Annotated in this window: 19 protein-coding genes; 4 read left to right on the forward strand and 15 right to left on the reverse strand. The window is 40.4% G+C overall.

All coding sequences use genetic code 11. From position 1 onward, the window contains the following. The first annotated feature begins 213 nt into the window (after nucleotides 1–213). The gene (locus tag NWQ57_RS06835; protein WP_306021394.1) at nucleotides 214–669 is read left to right on the forward strand and encodes an RNA-binding protein; all 456 of its coding nucleotides are present in this window, start codon (nucleotides 214–216) and stop codon (nucleotides 667–669) included. A 70-nt stretch (nucleotides 670–739) separates the two neighbouring features. Here the strand turns inward: NWQ57_RS06835 and NWQ57_RS06840 are convergent, their stop codons facing one another. Beyond that, on the reverse strand, nucleotides 740–2146 hold the full coding sequence (locus tag NWQ57_RS06840) for a DUF5610 domain-containing protein (protein ID WP_306021395.1): 1407 nt from the start codon (nucleotides 2144–2146) through the stop codon (nucleotides 740–742). Nucleotides 2147–2298: 152 nt separating this feature from the next. Between NWQ57_RS06840 and trmA the strand changes: the two genes are divergently transcribed. Further along, complete coding sequence (trmA, locus tag NWQ57_RS06845) at nucleotides 2299–3399, forward strand: tRNA (uridine(54)-C5)-methyltransferase TrmA (protein ID WP_306021396.1); 1101 nt, start codon at nucleotides 2299–2301, stop codon at nucleotides 3397–3399. On the opposite strand, the gene fabR is transcribed toward trmA, so the two are convergent. Continuing rightward, on the reverse strand, nucleotides 3396–3995 hold the full coding sequence (gene fabR / locus NWQ57_RS06850) for an HTH-type transcriptional repressor FabR (RefSeq protein ID WP_306021397.1): 600 nt from the start codon (nucleotides 3993–3995) through the stop codon (nucleotides 3396–3398). The two genes, trmA and fabR, sit on opposite strands and share 4 nt — an antisense overlap. A gap of 152 nt (nucleotides 3996–4147) precedes the next feature. Here fabR and NWQ57_RS06855 point away from each other — a divergent pair, with 152 nt between their 5' ends. Then, complete coding sequence (locus NWQ57_RS06855) at nucleotides 4148–5290, forward strand: fatty acid desaturase (protein ID WP_306021398.1); 1143 nt, start codon at nucleotides 4148–4150, stop codon at nucleotides 5288–5290. A gap of 61 nt (nucleotides 5291–5351) precedes the next feature. On the opposite strand, the gene NWQ57_RS06860 is transcribed toward NWQ57_RS06855, so the two are convergent. Together NWQ57_RS06860 and NWQ57_RS06865 are read right to left on the reverse strand one after the other, a co-directional pair. Further along, a complete protein-coding gene (locus tag NWQ57_RS06860) occupies nucleotides 5352–5666 on the reverse strand; it encodes a hypothetical protein (protein ID WP_306021399.1) in 315 nt (104 codons plus the stop codon). Nucleotides 5667–5921: 255 nt separating this feature from the next. Continuing rightward, nucleotides 5922–8156, reverse strand: a complete 2235-nt coding sequence (locus NWQ57_RS06865; protein ID WP_306021400.1) for an EAL domain-containing protein — start codon at nucleotides 8154–8156, stop codon at nucleotides 5922–5924. A 208-nt stretch (nucleotides 8157–8364) separates the two neighbouring features. Here NWQ57_RS06865 and NWQ57_RS06870 point away from each other — a divergent pair, with 208 nt between their 5' ends. Next, a complete protein-coding gene (locus tag NWQ57_RS06870; protein WP_306021401.1) occupies nucleotides 8365–9264 on the forward strand; it encodes a TIGR03899 family protein in 900 nt (299 codons plus the stop codon). A 41-nt stretch (nucleotides 9265–9305) separates the two neighbouring features. On the opposite strand, the gene NWQ57_RS06875 is transcribed toward NWQ57_RS06870, so the two are convergent. From NWQ57_RS06875 to dusA, 11 genes are all read right to left on the reverse strand, one after another. Continuing rightward, entirely contained in the window at nucleotides 9306–10049 is a 744-nt protein-coding gene (locus NWQ57_RS06875; protein ID WP_306021412.1) for a phosphoadenylyl-sulfate reductase, read from the reverse strand. Beyond that, nucleotides 10039–11769: an assimilatory sulfite reductase (NADPH) hemoprotein subunit gene (cysI, locus tag NWQ57_RS06880; RefSeq protein ID WP_306021402.1), complete on the reverse strand. Its 1731-nt coding sequence runs from the start codon at nucleotides 11767–11769 to the stop codon at nucleotides 10039–10041. The genes NWQ57_RS06875 and cysI overlap by 11 nt, the downstream gene beginning before the upstream one ends. Continuing rightward, the gene (locus NWQ57_RS06885) at nucleotides 11769–13577 is read right to left on the reverse strand and encodes an assimilatory sulfite reductase (NADPH) flavoprotein subunit (protein ID WP_306021403.1); all 1809 of its coding nucleotides are present in this window, start codon (nucleotides 13575–13577) and stop codon (nucleotides 11769–11771) included. Before NWQ57_RS06885 ends, cysI begins: the two co-directional genes overlap by 1 nt. Before the next feature lie 99 nt (nucleotides 13578–13676). Continuing rightward, a complete protein-coding gene (locus NWQ57_RS06890) occupies nucleotides 13677–14435 on the reverse strand; it encodes a TIGR04219 family outer membrane beta-barrel protein (RefSeq protein WP_306021404.1) in 759 nt (252 codons plus the stop codon). Nucleotides 14436–14439: 4 nt separating this feature from the next. Next, nucleotides 14440–15432 carry a DUF2333 family protein gene (locus NWQ57_RS06895; RefSeq protein ID WP_306021405.1) on the reverse strand — a complete coding sequence of 331 codons (993 nt, stop codon included), beginning with the start codon at nucleotides 15430–15432 and terminating at the stop codon, nucleotides 14440–14442. 20 nt (nucleotides 15433–15452) lie between these two features. Beyond that, nucleotides 15453–15866, reverse strand: coding sequence for a copper chaperone PCu(A)C (locus NWQ57_RS06900; RefSeq protein ID WP_306021406.1), 414 nt, complete (start codon nucleotides 15864–15866; stop codon nucleotides 15453–15455). Nucleotides 15867–15953: 87 nt separating this feature from the next. Beyond that, nucleotides 15954–16298, reverse strand: coding sequence for a hypothetical protein (locus NWQ57_RS06905; RefSeq protein ID WP_306021407.1), 345 nt, complete (start codon nucleotides 16296–16298; stop codon nucleotides 15954–15956). An 8-nt stretch (nucleotides 16299–16306) separates the two neighbouring features. Continuing rightward, nucleotides 16307–16507: a PspC domain-containing protein gene (locus NWQ57_RS06910; RefSeq protein ID WP_306021408.1), complete on the reverse strand. Its 201-nt coding sequence runs from the start codon at nucleotides 16505–16507 to the stop codon at nucleotides 16307–16309. A gap of 71 nt (nucleotides 16508–16578) precedes the next feature. Next, complete coding sequence (locus NWQ57_RS06915; protein ID WP_306021409.1) at nucleotides 16579–17238, reverse strand: PspA/IM30 family protein; 660 nt, start codon at nucleotides 17236–17238, stop codon at nucleotides 16579–16581. A 573-nt stretch (nucleotides 17239–17811) separates the two neighbouring features. After that, nucleotides 17812–18087, reverse strand: a complete 276-nt coding sequence (locus NWQ57_RS06920; protein ID WP_306021410.1) for a hypothetical protein — start codon at nucleotides 18085–18087, stop codon at nucleotides 17812–17814. 226 nt (nucleotides 18088–18313) lie between these two features. After that, complete coding sequence (gene dusA, locus NWQ57_RS06925) at nucleotides 18314–19294, reverse strand: tRNA dihydrouridine(20/20a) synthase DusA (RefSeq protein WP_306021411.1); 981 nt, start codon at nucleotides 19292–19294, stop codon at nucleotides 18314–18316. Between the last annotated feature and the right edge of the window lie 2 nt (nucleotides 19295–19296).

The raw sequence follows: 19296 nt of genomic DNA on the forward strand, positions 1-19296 counted from the left end.
TTCGACTTGCAACACCTTTTTTGAAATACTTGTTTAAGTGGTGTTTTATCCATCAAAATGCTCAGTAATCGACTAAATTGATGAAAAAACGATAATAAAATGCAACTTACTAATATCCAGCTTGTTGTTTATATTGGCGATTTATTGATAAGTAAGTAACATAGAGTGGCGTTTCCTTATTATTATAAATACAACTTTTAGGTACTTTTGATCATGAACTCATCTTTAATCACAAACATTATTAGTGTTTTAGTATTAGCAATTGCCAGTTATTTTGTTTTCAACTCTTTCAATATTGCATTATCACCCGCAATTTCAGTAGCATTAGGTATTATCATTGGTGGCATCGCCACTGTTTTATTAACTCAACTTAAAAGCGCTTCAACAGGTGTAGAAACGGCTCACGTTTCAGAACTAAGTACCCTGTACGTAGGCAACCTACCTTACAGAGCAAATGAACAAGCTGTTCAAGAGCACTTTGAACTTCATGGTGTCGTTAACTCAGTTCGTTTAATGAAAGATAGACGTACCGGTAAGCGAAAAGGTTATGGGTTCGTAGAAATGGATGCAAAAGGCGCAGACAAAGCAATTAAGAATTTAAATGACTCAGTTTTCCAGGAAAGAACACTTAAAGTTCGTTTAGCAAAAGATAAAACTGAAGAAGAATAAAACAACAAGAAAGTAATTAAATAAACGCCTACTTAATGTAGGCGTTTTTGTTCAGCTGACCAGGTCGAAGCTATCGGCTAACTAAAGGCAAATTTTCAATAAGTTTTTGGTTAAAGGCATGAAACCTATTTAGTGCTGTTATTAAATCAGGTGTGTGGACTTCGCCCATTCTATTAATAAGTGAATTCACCATATTTTCGTAATCCTCAGCTCCTTGTAATTGCTGACGACTCCCTTCAACTACTGATAGCATTTTATCTAAGTATTGCGCGACGGGTTTAACGGCTTTTGAAGGCTCACTCTCACTATTAGTTTGCCCATAGTGAGAAACCGTTTCATACGCTTTAATAACTTGAGTGTTTTCTACTTTAGTTAATTGTAAGGCGAAACTGGTTAATTCTTTATCATCAAAGCCTAATTTTAAGGCCTGATTGTAGGCACTTTCGATGTCACCATTGAAAAAATCATCTGCTAGACTATTCGCATCAGATACTAATTGCCCTATCGCTTTCAACTCGGCCTCATCTAATTCACCCGTCACGCTAAAGCTTAAACTATTAGTTTCATAGTAATAACTCTTTTGCTCAAGCGTCAGGGTAGCGTTCTCTTTATTAGGGCTAATGTTCGACGTCGTTTGATTTGAATTGGGCTCTTCACCTACAGATGAAGATTGTGATAGTTCAGACTCTGTTCCTGCTAAATCGTCTACTTCAGCACTGCTATTCTCTTTAGGTTTAACTTCTACCTGATCATTTACATTAGCAGCAACCCGTTGCTGTTGAAGCATTACTTTTTGATTAAGTTCAAATTGCTTAAAATCTTCAAAAGCTAAGGTGACTTCGTCACCGTCTTTGGTCTTAATTAGTAACTGGCCTGATTGCTGGTGGGTCACAGAAATTTGTGTGGTGTTACTTACCGATTTCGCTTCTTTGGTTTGTAAAGCCTCAGCGTTTGCAAAGATGTCTTTTCGCAAGCTTTCTATGCCCTCGTCGATAAGCTTTTTACTGTTATCAATACCCGCACGGATTTCTTCATTCATTAACCCAGCCAAATCTTTCTCGGCCATTTTAATGCCTTTGAGTACACCGCTTGTGGCTTGATCAAACAACTTATTCAGCTGAGTATCATCAGCGCCATTGTTTTTAGCATTTTTGATAGCTCCACCGACAAATTTTAAAACGTTCTTTGCCACTTCTTCAAAGTCAAATAAAGGCTGAGTTGCTTGAGCACTCTTTTTTGCAGAAAAATCAGGTTTCTTTGCATCAACTTCAAGAGTTGTATTCAGAGCATTGGCATACACGCGGGCACCAAAAGATGCACTCGAGCTAAATTTATCAGCGGTACCTTGAGCTTGATTTGCCTGTAACGTTGCGGCTTGGCGCAAACCCGATTCGCGTAACTGGTTCTTAAGGCTAGTATCAGCACCTAAATGAGCCGGCTTGTCACCTAAAAAAGCTTTTAATTGATTAACATTCATTTTATTTACCTCACTTCCCTCATTAGTAGCTATCGGCAGGCAATGGTTATAATTTAGGCTATAGATAAATAATAGTTAATACAGCAATCTTGAAGTATTACTTAAAACCCGATACCTTGCGCGGTTTTACAAACCTATGGTGGAACAAGACTATGCGCCCTACTGAGATAAATGCTGAAAACTACCCTGTACAATTACAGCGTAAAGCAGAGCTTATCAAAGAATGTTTCGATAATTTCGATATGCCTAGTCTTGAGATTTGCTCGTCACCTTCCCTTCATTATCGGATGCGTGCTGAATTTCGTGTTTGGCACGAAGGTGATGATTTATATCATATTATGTTTGACCAGCAGACAAAACAAAAATACAGAGTTGAGCACTTCCCCCCTGCTAGCCAATTAATTAATCAGGTTATGCGTGATTTGATAAACGAACTAAAGCCAAGTGAAAAAGCGAGGCGCAAGCTGTTTCAAATCGACTATTTAAGCAGTCTTAGCGGGCATATAATCGTCTCTTTACTTTATCACAAGGCCTTGGATGAAGAATGGCACCTGGAAATAAATTCCATCCTAAAGAGCCTTCGAAAAAAATACAGTATTGATATTATTGGTCGGGCAAAGAAACAAAAATTCGATTTAGACAAAGATTACTTGATTGAAGAGTTAACCGTTAATCAAAAGCCCTTTCAGTTTAAACACATAGAAAATAGTTTTACCCAACCTAATGCTGTAGTGAATGTGAAAATGATCGAATGGGCACTTGATGTTACCCAAAATTGTCAAGGCGATCTGTTAGAACTTTACTGTGGACTGGGTAATTTCACCTTGCCTTTAGCGCAAAACTTTAGGCAGGTTTTAGCAACTGAAATATCAAAGTCATCGGTTGCAGCGGCGCAATATAATATTGCCCTGAACAAAATCGACAATGTAACCGTGCTTCGAATGTCGAGTGAGGAATTTGTTGAGGCTCAGCAGCAAAAGAGACAGTTTAGACGATTAGAAGGCATCAATTTACAAGACTTTGACTGTAACACTATTTTAGTTGACCCACCTCGCTCTGGCTTAGATGACGAGACACTTGGAATGGTCAAGGCTTATGAAAACATCGTGTATATCTCTTGTAACCCAGAGACATTAAAACAAAACTTAGAAACACTCAGTAAAAGTCATCAGGTGGTAAGGTTCGCTTTGTTTGACCAGTTTCCTTATACCCATCATGCAGAGTGTGGTTTGTTTCTGAGCCGAAAATATTAGGATTGTGAGGCTTTCAATGCCCCATCAACAATAAATCTTAATTGTAATTTAAGTCTTTCAGCTAGGACTTTTTTACGTTCTGGTGCGGCATCTAAGGCCTCGGCCCCTGTACTGAATACCAATTTCACCATGGCCTCAGCCTGCAGATTTGCAATCGTACTTTTTAGTCCAGTGGTAGCCATAGTGTAATCTGTCAATTCAACATTGAAATGTTGAATCTCACGGAGTACTGCTGCTCTGAAAGCCACCGATGTGCCCGTGTGCTCTCTGAGTAATAATCTAAATACATTATTATTGTCGTTTATGAACTCCATAAACGTTTCAACGGACGTATTAATAACACCACCACCAGAGGCGATACGTAGCCTGGCTTGACGCATAAGTTGCCGCAGCGCTAGGCCTGCCTCATCGACTAATGTTAAACCGAGTTCATCAATATCTTTGAAATGACGATAAAAAGAAGTGGGAGCAATTCCTGCGACACGCGCTACTTCTCTTAAACTAATGCTAGACAAACTACGCTGTTCATCCAACAATGAAAAGGCTGCATCTATGATGCTACGACGGGTGCGAAGCTTTTGTAATTGACGACTCAAAATGATTTCTACCTTGGTTTAATAATTCAGTTTAACCTGAAAATAGCTTAGGTCACAGCCCATGATTTCATTCACTTTACCAAGATATTTCTTGCTTAAGTGCTAACTCAAAGTTAAATTAGCGTACAGTTGTAAGCTCAAAAAAAATTATCATGAAAAAACCCCGCTTGTTATTAGTCAATATAGCCGTATTTTTAATCACCGGCTTTATCTCTTTATTGGTAGTTCCATACGTGGCGCTAACCCAGGGCTTTGATAGCCTTGAGATAGTTGCCTGCATTGTTTTAATTTATTTTTCAGGCATGTCTATCACCGCCGGTTACCACCGACTTTGGTCACATAAGACCTATGACGCTAACCCTGTAGTAAAAGTTATTTTAGCCATTGGTGGCGCAATGGCTCTGCAAAATAGTATTTTACACTGGAGTTCTGATCATCGAATCCATCATAAACATGTAGATGATAATGAATCGGATCCCTATTCTGCTAATAAGGGATTTTGGTATTCACACATAGGTTGGATGTTGAGGGAGTACCAAGTTCATCGATACAGTGACTACAGTAATTGCCGTGATTTACAGAAGGATAAAGTCGTCATGTGGCAACATCGCCATTATTTGAGCATTATGTTAAGTGCTAATTTTGGTGTGCCTGTCTTACTTGGTTGGTTAAATGATGACATTTGGGGAATGTTACTTTTAGCCGGTGTATTCAGACTTTTTGTTGTGCATCACGTCACATTTTTTATTAACTCCTTAGCTCATATATGGGGTCGTCAGCCCTATACCGATAAAAATAGTGCTAGAGATAATGATATTTTAGCTTTTTTCACCTTTGGAGAGGGCTACCACAACTTCCATCACATTTTTGAGTACGACTATCGGAATGGTATCAGATGGTGGCAATTTGACCCCACAAAATGGCTAATCAGTGGTTTATCGTATATTGGACTCACCAAGAATTTACGACGTTGCCCCGAAGAGCGCATTGAGAAAGCCCGAGTTGTGATGCAGTTACAACGCTCTAAAACTCGTATCGCCAGCCTTGCGCATGGCGAGGAAGTCATGCAAAAGCTTCAGACTGAGTATGAGGTACTCGTGCAAAAAATGACGGAATATTACGCGGCCAAAAAACGTATTATGGAAATAAAAAAGCGCGACTTACAGCGCAGTTATGACAAATTAGAGCTGTTACATCGCTACAAAGAACTTAAAGTAAACTTAGCATTACAAAAAGAGAAATGGCTTAAGTTAAATCAGTTGGTATACCTACCATCACTAATAGAAGAAAATTAAGTATAAAAAAAGCTGCGTTAAGCAGCTTTTTTTATATCTTTTATTAATCCAAACAGCACAATTATTTTACGGACGCTAATAACTCGTTTTCTTCGCTGTTTTGTTCTTTTTGCGCAATCACTTTAATAAGCATTTTGTTAGGAAAAAATTGGGTAGTGGCCATTACATTAGGACTTTGTAACGCTAACTTCGTCTCAAACTCTTTCTGCATATTTTGAAATTGGGTCTTACTTGAAATCAAAGAAGAGGCGCATTGACTATTTACGTCATAATTTTTTAAGTCCATACACGTAAACATACTCTTAGTATCGACTTCGGCGAAAGCCAAGCCTGAACTTAATAATAGAATGCCGATAGACACAGGTTTCATTCGCATAGTACATCACCTTTAAACTGCTGGTATGCATTGAACTTACACTGTTCTTTAGGTTACAGCAAGTTTTAAAAATCACACAATTATTACAATAATATGACAAAGCCGAATAATTTTAAAATATGTTTGGGCATTTCTATTGGAATCTAGCGGTAAAAAAGAGGAGTAAGATAAGAATCTGAATCTTTCACTTTAAAGATAGCAGATTAAAAAAGCAGCCAAGAGACTGCCTTCGATTAGCGAAACTGCGGTTAAGGTTTACTTATCCCTATGTTCAACCAAAAATGTCAACAATTGTTCAAAAGGCATGGGCTTAGCAAAAAGGTATCCTTGGGCTTCGTCACAACCTAGTTTCAACATATAGCTCGCTTGTTCACGCTTTTCGACGCCTTCAGCAATGGTCGATAATCCAAGCTTGTTGCCAAGCGTTACAATCGTTTCTGCGATGAAAGCAGATTTACCAGGAGTAATTTCATTCACAAAAGAACGATCTACTTTCAAGCGATCGAGAGGGAGTTGCTGTAAATAACTCATCGATGAAAAACCAGTACCAAAATCATCTATAGCTACTTTTACGCCAAAAGCTTTTAGTTCGTGCAGAGCCTCAACCACTATTTGCGGTTCATCCATGACGATACTTTCGGTTATCTCTAATTCGATTCTTTCCGGTTTTATCCCCTCTCGAGTGATAACATCTTTTACTATATTAATAAAAGCAGGATCTCGAAACTGCGGCATAGAGATGTTTACTGCCATGCGAAGCTCGGTAAAACCGTGACTTGAAAGCACACTAAGCTGTCGGCAAGACTCTTCTAACACCCATGCTCCAATATCAATAATTAAGCCGGAATATTCCGCCAAAGGAATAAATACATCAGGCGAAATAAAGCCACCGTCGGAAGTCGGCCAGCGCAATAAGGCTTCCATACCCACCACGTCTTCGGTGACAAGATCCACTTGTGGTTGATACCAAAGCTTTAACTTCCGCTCTTTGAAATCGCTCGAAAGCTTGCGGATCATATCTAGCCGCCAAGTCGTTTGCTCTTCCATCTCTGGTTGATAGTATTCATAGTTTGTATTGAGATCTTTCTTCGCTTCGTTTAAGGCTATATTACTTTGCTTAAGAATATTGATGCCGCTTTGCACCTTAGTATTAAGCCTAACTAAACCAAAGGATGCACTTAAATGCAGAGAATGCTCCCCTGCCTTAAATGGTGCAATAAACAATTCTTGTAAGGTTTGTGGGTTAACAAAAAATTCAGGACCGATCAAACCAAACACGTCTGAACCGATGCGACCTAAACTCACTTTGTCTTTAAACGTTTCTTCCAAGCGATGAGCGACAGAGAGTAAAACGCTGTTACCGACATCTTGCCCCAATCCATCATTGATATCTGAAAAATGACTTATATCAACAGACGCCACGATGATTTCATTGCCGGCTTTTTTACCGCTGCCAAAATCATCTAGCATATTTATGAACTCACTACGATTAGGCAGCTTGGTTAGCCAGTCCCTAAAGGCAGCATTACGCAACTGATGAAATAAATTGACGTTTTCATATCCGACAGAAACGCTGGACAAAAACACTTCTAAAAGTTGACGGTTAACTAAACTGATTTCTTTGCCAATTTGCAAATAGACCGCAGCTTCATAACCTGAACTGTTAAGATATAAAATAGAAAAATCTTGTTCAAAAATATGCTGTTTGATAGCCAAACAACGATTTACAAAACTAACTATTTTAGCATTATGGATGCTTTCAAGTTTGGCATTAATATAAGCAGCAAATTCACCCGCTGCACCGAGTATGTAAACGCCATCGTCATCTTGATCTAATACCGACCCGGCTCTGGCACATACAACACCACCTGCGTCTAAACCAATGAGAGAGCTAATTTGCGTCACAACGCCTTCGCAAAAATTTTTAACTGAATGCTCTTCCATAAGGTTTGCAGCAGAAATAATAATTTTTTGTAAGCCAAGTCGGCTCTGATTAATGGATAAAATTTGTTGGTAAGAACGCAGGGAGGCAATAATTGTGGTGACGAGTTTACTGCGGGTTAATTCAGTCTTTGTTTTGTAGTCATTAATATCATAATCTTTAATAACTTGTTCTTCAGGAGCATAGCCTGGCTGTCCAGTCCGTAAAATAATACGGGGTTCTTCTAAGCCCATTTCTGAACGCATTATTTTGGCAACTTGCAAACCTGAGTCGTCTTCTTCCATCACAACGTCAAGTAATATTATCGCTATACTCGCCCCCATATCAGCAATGACTTTAAGGGCTTCAGCACCCGAATAAGCATGGATAAATCTCAGCCCCTTGTCATTTACAATTAAATCAGACAAAGCTAAACGCGTTACTGAGTGAATCTCTTCATCATCATCAACAACTAAAATATTCCAATAACCTGTTGTTTCTTTTATTTCAGAACCTTTCTCTTCAGATAAAAAAATCAGTTCATCATTTTCATAGTTATTCTGGCTCATTTATTTATCGAAGACTCCGAAGTGTTGCAGTGGTGACTAAGTGTAATACCAATTAACATTAACTCAATATTTAGTGCAGCAAAAGACTCCTGTGCACAATGCTGAAAATTTATGTTATTGATAGTAGCCTAAAATCAAATTATGACCTCAAGCAAAGGTTTGATGTCTGCTATGGTCAATTACTTACACTATAAGTACAAGCTAATTCATGTCGATGAAAATAGAAAACAGCACAATTCAGCCAATACAGTCTGATTTTGAGCCAGTTAAAGCTCAAAGCAGCACTAAAACTACAACTGAAAAAAAGCCACATCTTGATAAAGTTGCCGGCTCGGGACGGATCGCAAAATGGTTCAGTCAGGCTGGTATCTATTCGTTAGGCAATAGCAAACTGAAAAAGACTATCGATGAAAAAATTACAGACAGACTAAAATTAAAAGAACGACGAAAAATTACCAATTTAGAAAATATACTTAACAAGGCAATCAATTTTTGTCTTGAAGATGGCTATTCAGAAGACATCGATCCCGATTGGTTTTTCAGCTTTATTAAAATGGCCGAAGAAATTTATTCGCCCCCGATGCAAGATTTATGGGGGAAAATTTTTGCAGTTGAAAGCAGTAAACCAGGGAGTTTTTCTTTGAACACCTTGCAGTTATTAAAATGTCTAACACAGAAAGATGCGTTGGTATTTCGCCGAGCGCTGAATTTTGCTAGTCGACAAAAAGGCGATCATAGCCCCAAATTACTTATTGGCTACTATCGTAAAAAAACGCTCTGGTCGTTCTTGAGTCCTCATAATGGTGATCAACTTAATCTCGCTCAGTTCGGCTTGAGCTATCCTGATTTGCTTGCGTTGATGGATTTGGGTTTAATTCACCACAGTGAAATTGAGTCAGGTGAAATTGCCCTAGGTGACGCCCTTGAATGGCGGGTGGCGGGGCATAATATGACTTTAGCGGCAAAGCGTCGAGGACTAAGCTTAGTCTATTTTAAGTTTACCAGTACAGGCACAGAGCTCAGTAAATTAGTGAATAGCCAAAAACAAGATAATTACGTCATGGCGCTGAGACAGCAACTGTCTGCGGTGTTCAACATTAGCTCGTAAGAATAAAGTGGGCTAGAAAACAGAATTTAAGTCTTTAAGACTTAAATTCCATCGCCAAATTCGTGCAGACCACATTCTCTTTTCATACCAAAGAAACGTGTATCTTGTTCGTTCATACCTTCTTCAAGCGAACGAGTAGTATGCCAATCACCAATTGACACATAACCTTTTTCCCATAGAGGATGGTATGGAAGATTATGCTCTTTTAGGTAGTAATGGATGTCTTTGTTTGACCAGCTTATTATCGGGTAAATCTTAAATTGATTTTTTAGTTGTTGCACAACAGGTAGCGTTTCGCGCATATCAGATTGACTGCGACGCAAACCAGCAAACCAAGATTTAACTGACAAGTCTTCGAGTGCTTGTTGCATCGGCTGAACTTTATTCAGTTGATTGTAACGGGTAATCCCGTCAATGCCCTGCTCCCAAAGCTTCCCCATTCTGGCTTCCTGCCATGCAGCAGACATTGGCGCGCGATACACCTTTAAATTGAGCTTCAGCCGTTCAGTCAACTCATCAATGAATTGATACGTTTCAGGAAACAGATAACCCGTGTCTGTCACCACAACAGGGATATCTGGCATCTGGCTTGAGACCATGTGCAACATCACTGCGGCTTGCGCACCAAAACTAGAAGACAGCATAAAGTTACTGGGCAGATGCTCTAAAGCCCAAGCTACTCTATCTTGTGCACTGGCCTTTTCGAGCTGTACATTTATTTGTGCCAGCTCGTCAGGACTGGGGGCAAAGCTGTCGTTCTTAGTCTGCACAGAATTAGATGGCATATTCAGGCTCATCATAAAAATCCTTGGCAGAATTTATGACTGGCTTAACCACTTTGGCGCGGATCAAAAAATCACCAAATGCTTCGTTTGATTCAGCTTCTTGCGCCCAACGACCAATCAAAACGTCTAACTCACGCATAATCTCTTTTTCATCGATATTTTCACGATACATTCTCGGAATGCGAGTACCTTCACGGTTACCACCAAGGTGTAAATTATATTTACCTGGTCCTTTACCTACTAGACCCACCTCAGCCAGCATCGCTCTTCCGCAACCATTAGGGCAGCCAGTGACGCGAAAGATGATGTTTTGCTCGGCGATACCATGTTTAGTAAGCAAGGACTCAAGCTCTGTTACCGCCCCCGGTAAATAACGCTCTGCCTCAGCCATCGCTAATGGACAAGTAGGAAACGCCACACAAGCCATCGAGTTCAAACGTTGCGCACTAACTTCTTCTCTGATCAATCCATGTTCACGAGCAAGCTGTTCAACTTTGTCTTTTAACTCAGCAGGCACACCCGCTACGATTAAATTTTGATTCGCGGTTAATCTAAAATCACCAGGGTGAATCTTTGCTATCTCAGCACAACCGGTTTTTAAAGTTTGACCGGGATAATCGAGAATACGGCCGTTTTCGATGAAGAGCGTTAAGTGATACTTACCGTCTACGCCTTCCACCCAACCAATACGATCGCCGCGTTCAGTAAATTCATACGCCCGGCTGCTTTCGAAGGTGATATTAGCACGCGCTTCTACTTCGGCTTTGAATACGTCAACGCCAACTCGCTCTAAGGTATATTTGGTTTTCGCATTTTTACGATTAACTCGGTTACCCCAATCACGTTGAGTGGTCACTACTGCAGCTGCAACTGCTAAAGTGTGTTCAAGAGGAATAAAACCAAAGTCATCGGCTTTGCGCGGGAAAGTAGAAGTGTCGCCGTGAGTCATCGCCAAGCCACCACCCACCAATACGTTGAAACCTATCAGCTTGCCATTTTCAGCTATTGCTACAAAGTTTAAATCATTAGCGTGCACGTCTACATCGTTTAACGGCGGAATAACGACTGTTGTTTTAAATTTACGGGGTAAATAGTTACTCCCTAGAATAGGTTCTTCATCAGTGGTTTCTAACTTTTCACCGTCTAACCATATTTCAGCGTAAGCTCTAGTTTTAGGAAGCAAGTGCTCACTGATCTTCTTAGCCCATTCGTAGGCCTCTTGATGAACAACGGACTCAACTGGGTTTGATGTACAAAGTACATTCCGGTTTACATCACCCGCGGTAGCAATCGAATCAATGCCGACCTTGTTCAAGGTTTGATGCATCAATTTAATATGAGGTTTTAAAACACCATGGAACTGAAAAGTTTGTCTAGTCGTTAAACGGATACTGCCGTACAAAGTCTGCTCTTGGGCAAATTTATCAATCGCTAACCACTGCGTGGGCGTAATAATACCGCCAGGCAAGCGAGCACGAAGCATCACATTTTGTAAAGGCTCAAGTTTTTGTTTCGCACGTTCTGCTCTGATGTCGCGGTCATCTTGCTGATACATGCCGTGAAAACGAATAAGCTGAAAGTTGTCTGCGCTAAAACCACCAGTAAGATCATTTTTCAAATCTTCGGTAATCGTGCCACGTAAAAAGTTACTACGGCTTTTCATACGCTCGTTGTCAGCTAATTTGCCTTGTACGACGTGTTTGTCATTGTTGGTTGTCATTAATAAACATCCTTCTGATAGCGTTTAGCTCGACGCAATTCCATGATGAATTGCTCAGCCTGCTCGGCACTCTTGTCACCGTGTAATTGGACAATAGATAATAGTGCGTCATTCACATCTTTCGCCATATGATCAGCATCACCACATACATATATATGGGCACCATCTAGCAACCATTGGTATACCTCGGCGCCTTGCTCTAATAAACGATGTTGAACATAGATTTTTTCTTCTTGGTCACGCGAAAACGCTAAACTGACCTTATCGACGACACCGTCTTTTACAAAACGCTGCCACTCAACTTGATAAAGAAAATCTTGGGTATAATTCGGGTTACCAAAAAACAACCAGTTTTTGCCTTGCGCTTCATCCGCTTCACGCTGTTGCATAAAAGCTCTAAAAGGAGCGATGCCGGTACCAGGACCAATCATAATTACAGGCGTATCTGGATTTTCGGGTAAACGAAAATTATCATTTTTCTCAACAAAAACTCTCACTTCGCCACCTTCTTCAAGGCGTTTTGCTAAAAATCCTGATGCACCACCCTGATGACGATACCCATGAGCATCGTATTCAACCACAGCAACCGTTAGGTGTACTTCGTCTTCGACTTCTGCTTGGCTAGAAGCGATAGAATATAAACGCGGCGTCATACCCCGCAATGCATCTACCAACTGTTGAGCACTCAATGTAGCCGGATAATCACGCACCACATCAATGATTTGACGTTCAGCCAAATAAACCCGCAATACGGCTTTGTCTTCTAATTTTGCAGCAAGTTCGTCACTTTTAGCATATTCATTATAGGCTTTGGCAAAGGTAGGGTAACTTTGAGTGAGTTCTAATTTCTCAACTAATACATCGAAAATAGTAAATGACTGCTCAGCGAATTTAACTGACTCATTTTTATCAATACCAAGTAATTCAAGTAAGGATTCGACTAATTGGGTGTCGTTAGCAAACCACACACCTAGCGCATCACCTGGCTGGTATTGAATACCAGAGTCTTCAAGAGAAACCTCAATATGCCTAATATCCTTAACAGAATCTCGACCAGTAATTTTTTGACTTGCCAATAAAGACGCTTTAAACGGGAATTTTTTGTTGTATTCAACAACAGTTAGTTCATTACCTTGGCCAGCGGACACAGTAGGCGCAACGACCGATTCTGCCTGTACCATTTCTTCGGCAATTTTAGCCATCAAGGCATCAGACCATGCACTAACCGTCGCATCGTAATCCACATCGCAATCAACACGGTCAAGCAAGCGTTGTGCGCCTAAATCAGATAAACGTTGATCAAAATCTTTACCTGTTTGGCAGAAAAACTCGTAACTGCTGTCACCTAGCCCTAACACCGCAAACTTTAATTCCGTTAACTTAGGCGCTTTTTTACTGGCCAGAAAGCCGTGTAATTCTACCGCATCATCTGGCGCATCGCCCTCACCATGGGTACTCACAATGGCCACCACATGGCTTTCAGACTTAAGCTGCTTGGCTTTATAATCCGCCATGCTAACTAAAGACGTAGAAATATTGTTGGCTTCTAATTTGGCTTTTAGTTCGGTAGCAACCAACTTGGCGTTACCGGTTTGAGAGCCAAATAAAATAGTAAGACTTTTCGCAACGGCGGCTTGCGGCGCAGGGACAACTTGCCCTTGGCTAGATTGCGCCAAGCCGGCAAAGTAGCCGCTTAACCAATTTAATTGCGACGGATTTAACGCAGCAGTGACTTGGTTGATAGCTAACCATTGAGGGTCGTTAAGTCCGACCGCGATATTGGAACGATTGTTTGCTTCTGAAGACATAAATCACTAACCCTTATTGATACCACATTAGGTTAGCGATTTATGAACATAACCGGAAAGAATAAATACTGATTTTTTATTACTTAAAAGCCTGAATGATTAAAAGTGGACTTCTAAACCTGCAAATGCACCTTTAAATTCCAGGTTTGAATAAATACCATCAAGGTCATCTAGCTCTAATTTTACGTTGCGGTAGCCCACTTGAAACGTAAGATCGATCGCAAAATTTTCCATTAAACTATAAGTGATTGCTGCCTGATAATCGCTTAAGGTTTGATCATCAAAGCTAAGGAAACTCCCCTCAACATAGGCGCCCAAACCTGTTGCAGGAATACCAATTGCGATTCGAGAATAGGCCATTGGCACCACACCAGAAAACGCTTCACGACCGCTATTTGTAGGATCATTTTTATCAATTACAAATAATTCACCATCGATATATTTTGCATTAATCCCCAAGTCGAAACTCAGTAAGTCATTATCGAAAATTTCATAATATAAAATGGCGTCAGTTGAGGTGAGCTTTACATCGCTTAGTGCAGTAGAATCGGCGGTAAAGATTTCATCACCAAAGGTAAAGCTAGCGCTAACTAATACATCACCTGCGGTATCCATCGCCGTTCTTTGTAATTTAATGTTCGGTACTAATGGAATAGGATGTTCTAACGCAACATAAAAACTGGATTTTGTTTTATCGTCAAAATTAAAGGCTATGTTGCTGCCATCATCTGAAAACCCACCTGTTGTTTCCATATTCCAACCTTGAGCACCCGCGTACAAACCTAACAAAGTGTCAGCTTGACTCGAAAAGCAAGTGATTAGTCCAGCCATTCCTATAGCTAATGTGTGTTTTTTCATTTTATTAACCCTGATTGAGAAGTTCGGAAAGTTCAATTAAAGCAGCATTGGCACGAGAAATATAGTTCGCCATAACCAAAGAATGATTTGCTAACAAACCAAAACCGCTACCGTTTAAAATAAAGGGGCTCCAGATGGGCTCTTGCGTTGCCTCTAGTTCACGTACAATTTGCTGCAAACTGATTTGCGCATTCTTTTTCTCTAATACGTCACCAAAATCTGCCTCAACCGCTTTTAAAAAATGTAATAGTGCCCAGCTTGCTCCGCGAGCTTCATAAAATGTGTCGTCGAGTTGCCACCAACTGGTCTTATCAACCAATTGTTTTGCGGTAGGCGTAGACTGAGTAGCCTGAGCGTCTCCTGCTAAACTCGTATCTAACCGTTCTTGTCCAACACTGGCGCTGAGACGCTGAGATAAGCTACCGAGACGTTTCTCGACCTGCTTAAGCCAATCACGTAAATTATCTGCGCGAGCATAAAATTGGCCCTGGCCTTGACTCACGTCAGATAAGCTAGCGCGATATTGATACAAATAATCAATACCTTCTTGATAGCGTGATTCGGCCGACGGCAATATCCAGTCTAAATGGTTATTATTGAAAAGAGGTTGCGCTTTGGTTAAATAGCTATTTTCTATGGATTGAGATTGAGAACGGCTTAAATCTTTACGCATGGCTAAGGCCAAGTCTCGCGTCATTTCTAATACGCCAAACTCCCAGCTCGGCATATCATCCATCATAACGCTTGGTGGCATCACATCATTTGATAAGTAACCACCTGATTTATTTAATAAGGATTCGCTTACCGCTATTAACGTAGTGGTCATGATGTAACCCGGTACGAGTTTTTCATTGTTTGACTGTGCTTGTTGTTGCGAAAATTCTGCCGGCTCAAACAAATCGGGCTCTACGCTCCAAAAAATTGAAATAAGCCACATTAATAAAAGAAGAATTCCACAAAAAAGAGCGATCCATTTAGTACTTAGAAATCGTTGCACGGTATTTCCTTTATGTCTGATTAAGGCCTAGCCACTTCGGCGACAAACTCAATTTTTTCACCCGCTTGAGTTTGCAAATAAAGTTTAACACTTTGACCTTCAACTAATGGGTTTATTAAGCCGAATATCATCAAATGATAACCGCCAGGTGTAAATTGAATTGTTTCTTTAGCTGGGATAACTAATTCTGTGAGATGAACCATTTTCATCGTTTCAGCTGTCATAATATGCTCGTGTATTTCAACACTGCGCGCGATATCACTGCCAGCCCCAACCAATATCTGAGGTTCGTCTCCGGTGTTTTCAATTTGAAAATAGCCTGCGGTATTAGGCATTCCGGGTGGTAACAATCTCACTTGAGCTGATTTTACAACAAGTTGCGCGTGACAATTAAAAACAAAAAGTGCCATTGCCAACATTAGACTTCGACGCATTACTTATCCCTACACTGCTAATCATTGATTTGAATTATTCAGCAAATCGATTCAATTTACCAATGCTTCATCAGACTTTTTTAACACTCAAGAATGTCGTTGCTGGCTTACGCTACTTTTGTCTTTTACCAAGTAATATACAATGAGTCCAAATACTAAAATGGGCCAAAATGCACTCACGCCTGCTAAAAACAAAGCAAAAATCCCTGCACATACTGCAAAGATAATCGCCCCTACCACACTAAGCGCAACCACAAAACCCACCACGATGAGGACCGCAACAACAGCGGTAATAATTAAAATAGTCATAAACGGCTCTATCCATTGTTGATCAACTTGAATTCTTAAATCTAACCATTGTGTCGCCATGGTGCCGACTATGTAGGTCAGCACAACAGCGATTAAGATTGCGAGCAATAGGTTCTTAAACATAACCCTGCCTATCGAGAGGGAAGAAGAAGAACAGCTGTCACGTAAGCGACAGAAGTGACCATTGGCAAACAAAATAAAGCCACAATCGCACCAACTCGAATTAACCATCTTGGTTGGTTCCAGTATTTTGCAAGACCTGCACAAACACCTGAAATTTTGCCATGTAACTTGTCTTTATGAAGCCTATTTACTTCGATATATTGTCTCATTACCTACCCCTTATCTTTGTTTACATTATCGGTGGCAGCCAATGGTTGCCACTTACTCGAACCTTACTTATTTACGCTACTTTTTTCCGTAACATGGCAAGTTCATGTTCAATTTTCTCTGCCGCTTCTAATTGCACAAACTGGCTGTTTAAATCTTGTGATGAACTCACTAAATCATAAGCATCAACTTGTGATTCAAGATCGTCAATTCGACGTTCATAGTGTTCAAATCGACCAATAGCCGCCTCGATACGATCAGCATGAGTATTCGCTTTAACTTGCAAACGCACCGCTGCTGAACGTTCCCGAATCACTAAAGAGTTTTGCTTAAGCCTCGCTTCAGTTAACTTTTCGTGTAACTTCGCGGTATCGGCTTGTAAATCTGTTAGCGATGTTTCTACGCAGCTCAGTTCAGCTTCATAGCTGCATAGTTTTTGCTGGCATTGATGCTTTTCAGCTAAGGCTGCTCGAGCAAGATCTTCACGTTGCTTTTCCATCGCTAAAGCAGCTTTTGCCTGCCATGCTTCAACTTGAAGCGCCATCTTTTCACTTTTACGTTGGATGCGTTTTTTCTCTGCTAAGTTAGACGCTGCGACAGAACGCAATTCTACTAACGCTTCATCCATCTCTTGAATTAACAGTTTTAATACTTTTGCTGGATCTTCAGCTTTATCGAGTATCGCATTCACGTTAGCCTGCACGATATCTGACATTCTTGAAATTAATCCCATGGTACGTTCTCCAATTAAGTTTATGAGTCACTAGTAGTAAAACACTAACCAGTACTGTGTTATTACAATTGGCATGCCAACCCCACAACAAACATTAACCAATTGATAAATATAGCTTTTTAATTCTTCACCGAAACATAGAGATAAATACCTAGAGTGTGATTGGTCAATTACACACTCGGATTCGTGGTTTTGACTAAAAAATAAATCAGAAAACTATTCTCTCAATATAGACGCTAAGCCCCAAGCGAAGTAAACAGCCAATAGACGAGGAATTGCTGACCAGTAAATGTAGCGTGGAAAAATAGAGTGGAGGATTAAACCAAGAAAGGACTCAAGCAGGCATAGAGTGAACAGTATAAAAAGGGGTGAGTAAAAACATGCCAACAGGGGAACGGTCAATACAACTATTAGAGACCGTTTCGATAATTAAAAAATGCATTTGAGCGCCTACAAATCGCAGATTTTTGCACTAAGCCTATCAGGCTAAAAACTAATACTCCTGCAAAATATGCCACAACTGGCGCCAAACTCATTATCAGTAAAGAGGTATGACTGATCATCATTGACTCCTCACTCAGCACTATTTTTATCTGCCTCAAACGCTTTTACGTCAGTAATAGTGACTTTAGTTGCATAGGTTTTTTCTTCATTCAGACTCACTGAATGCGTAGCGTTTAACACTGCTTCTTGAACACTGTAATGCACTTCTTGCTGGGCCACCGTCATAGCCTGTGAAACAAGGCTAGTCAGGATTTGTTCAACGCTAACTTCTTTAGCACTCACGCTGCTAGTAAAAATCAAGCTAGTAGTTAAAGCGGCAATAGCAATTTTAGATTTAGTAAACATAGTAATTTCCTTTTTGGTTAAGTGAATCATCTTAAGCCTTATTAAAGTGTTATTGCTTAAGTCGCTATCACTATTGCGATAGTTGTGCCAAAAAGGAAAAAAGATTTAAGACGTTGTTCTATATGGGTATTTACCCAAACCCCATTGCTTGCAGTGGAACAATAAAAAGTTTGTCAATTAAGTTTTAGCTAAATTGACCAACGAATTGGTCAATTTAGCAAACTGACTAATATTTAAGAAATGTTGCCGCTTTATTTTGCGTTTCTAGCAGTAGATCCAGTGCGTCAGTTAATAATTCGGGACCCGCACCTGGTTTTGTACCTTGCTGACTTAAGTAGCGCCGCCATACTCTGCCACCAGGTTGACCTTGAAAAAGCCCTAACATATGCCGTGCAATATTCCATACTCGCGCGCCTTGGCTTATCTGTTGTTCAATGTATGGCAGCATAGCCAAAACGATATCGGCCCGCTCTTTAACAAACGCCTCATCTCCATAAAAACGTTTATCGACTTCAGCTAAAATATAGGGGTTGCTGTACACTTCACGACCTATCATCACCCCGTCTAACTTTTCTAGATGTAAGGCTGCATCGTCTAAAGTTTTTACTCCACCATTTAAGCTGATGTGCAAATGTGGAAACTGCTCTTTTAAGTGATAAACGCGATCGTACAGGAGTGGCGGCACTTCACGGTTTTCTTTAGGACTCAGACCTTTTAACCACGCCTTTCTGGCATGTACAATAAAGGTATCACAGCCGCTTTGTGCGACAACATCGATGAAGCGCGTTAAATCCTCATACTCATCCATCTCGTCAATACCAATGCGACTTTTGACTGTCACAGGAATATCGACCGAAGCTTGCATACTTTTAATACATGCGGCAACCGTTTGTGGCTCAGCCATCAAACACGCACCAAAGCGTCCATTTTGGACTCGGTCAGAAGGGCAGCCTACATTTATATTAACTTCATCGTAGCCCCGTTCTTGGGCTAACACCGCACATTTAGCCATATCAACTGGATCAGAGCCGCCTAACTGCAGAGCAACAGGGTGCTCTTCTTGGTTAAACCCTAAGTAATCGCCCTTACCAAAAATAATCGCGCCAGTTGTCACCATTTCTGTGTACAACAAAGCATGCTGAGAAATCTGCCGCAAAAAATACCGGCAATGTTTATCAGTCCAATCAAGCATTGGAGCGACAGAGATTG

This window comes from Paraglaciecola sp. (assembly GCF_030730205.1).
Classification (GTDB): Bacteria; Pseudomonadota; Gammaproteobacteria; order Enterobacterales; family Alteromonadaceae; genus Paraglaciecola.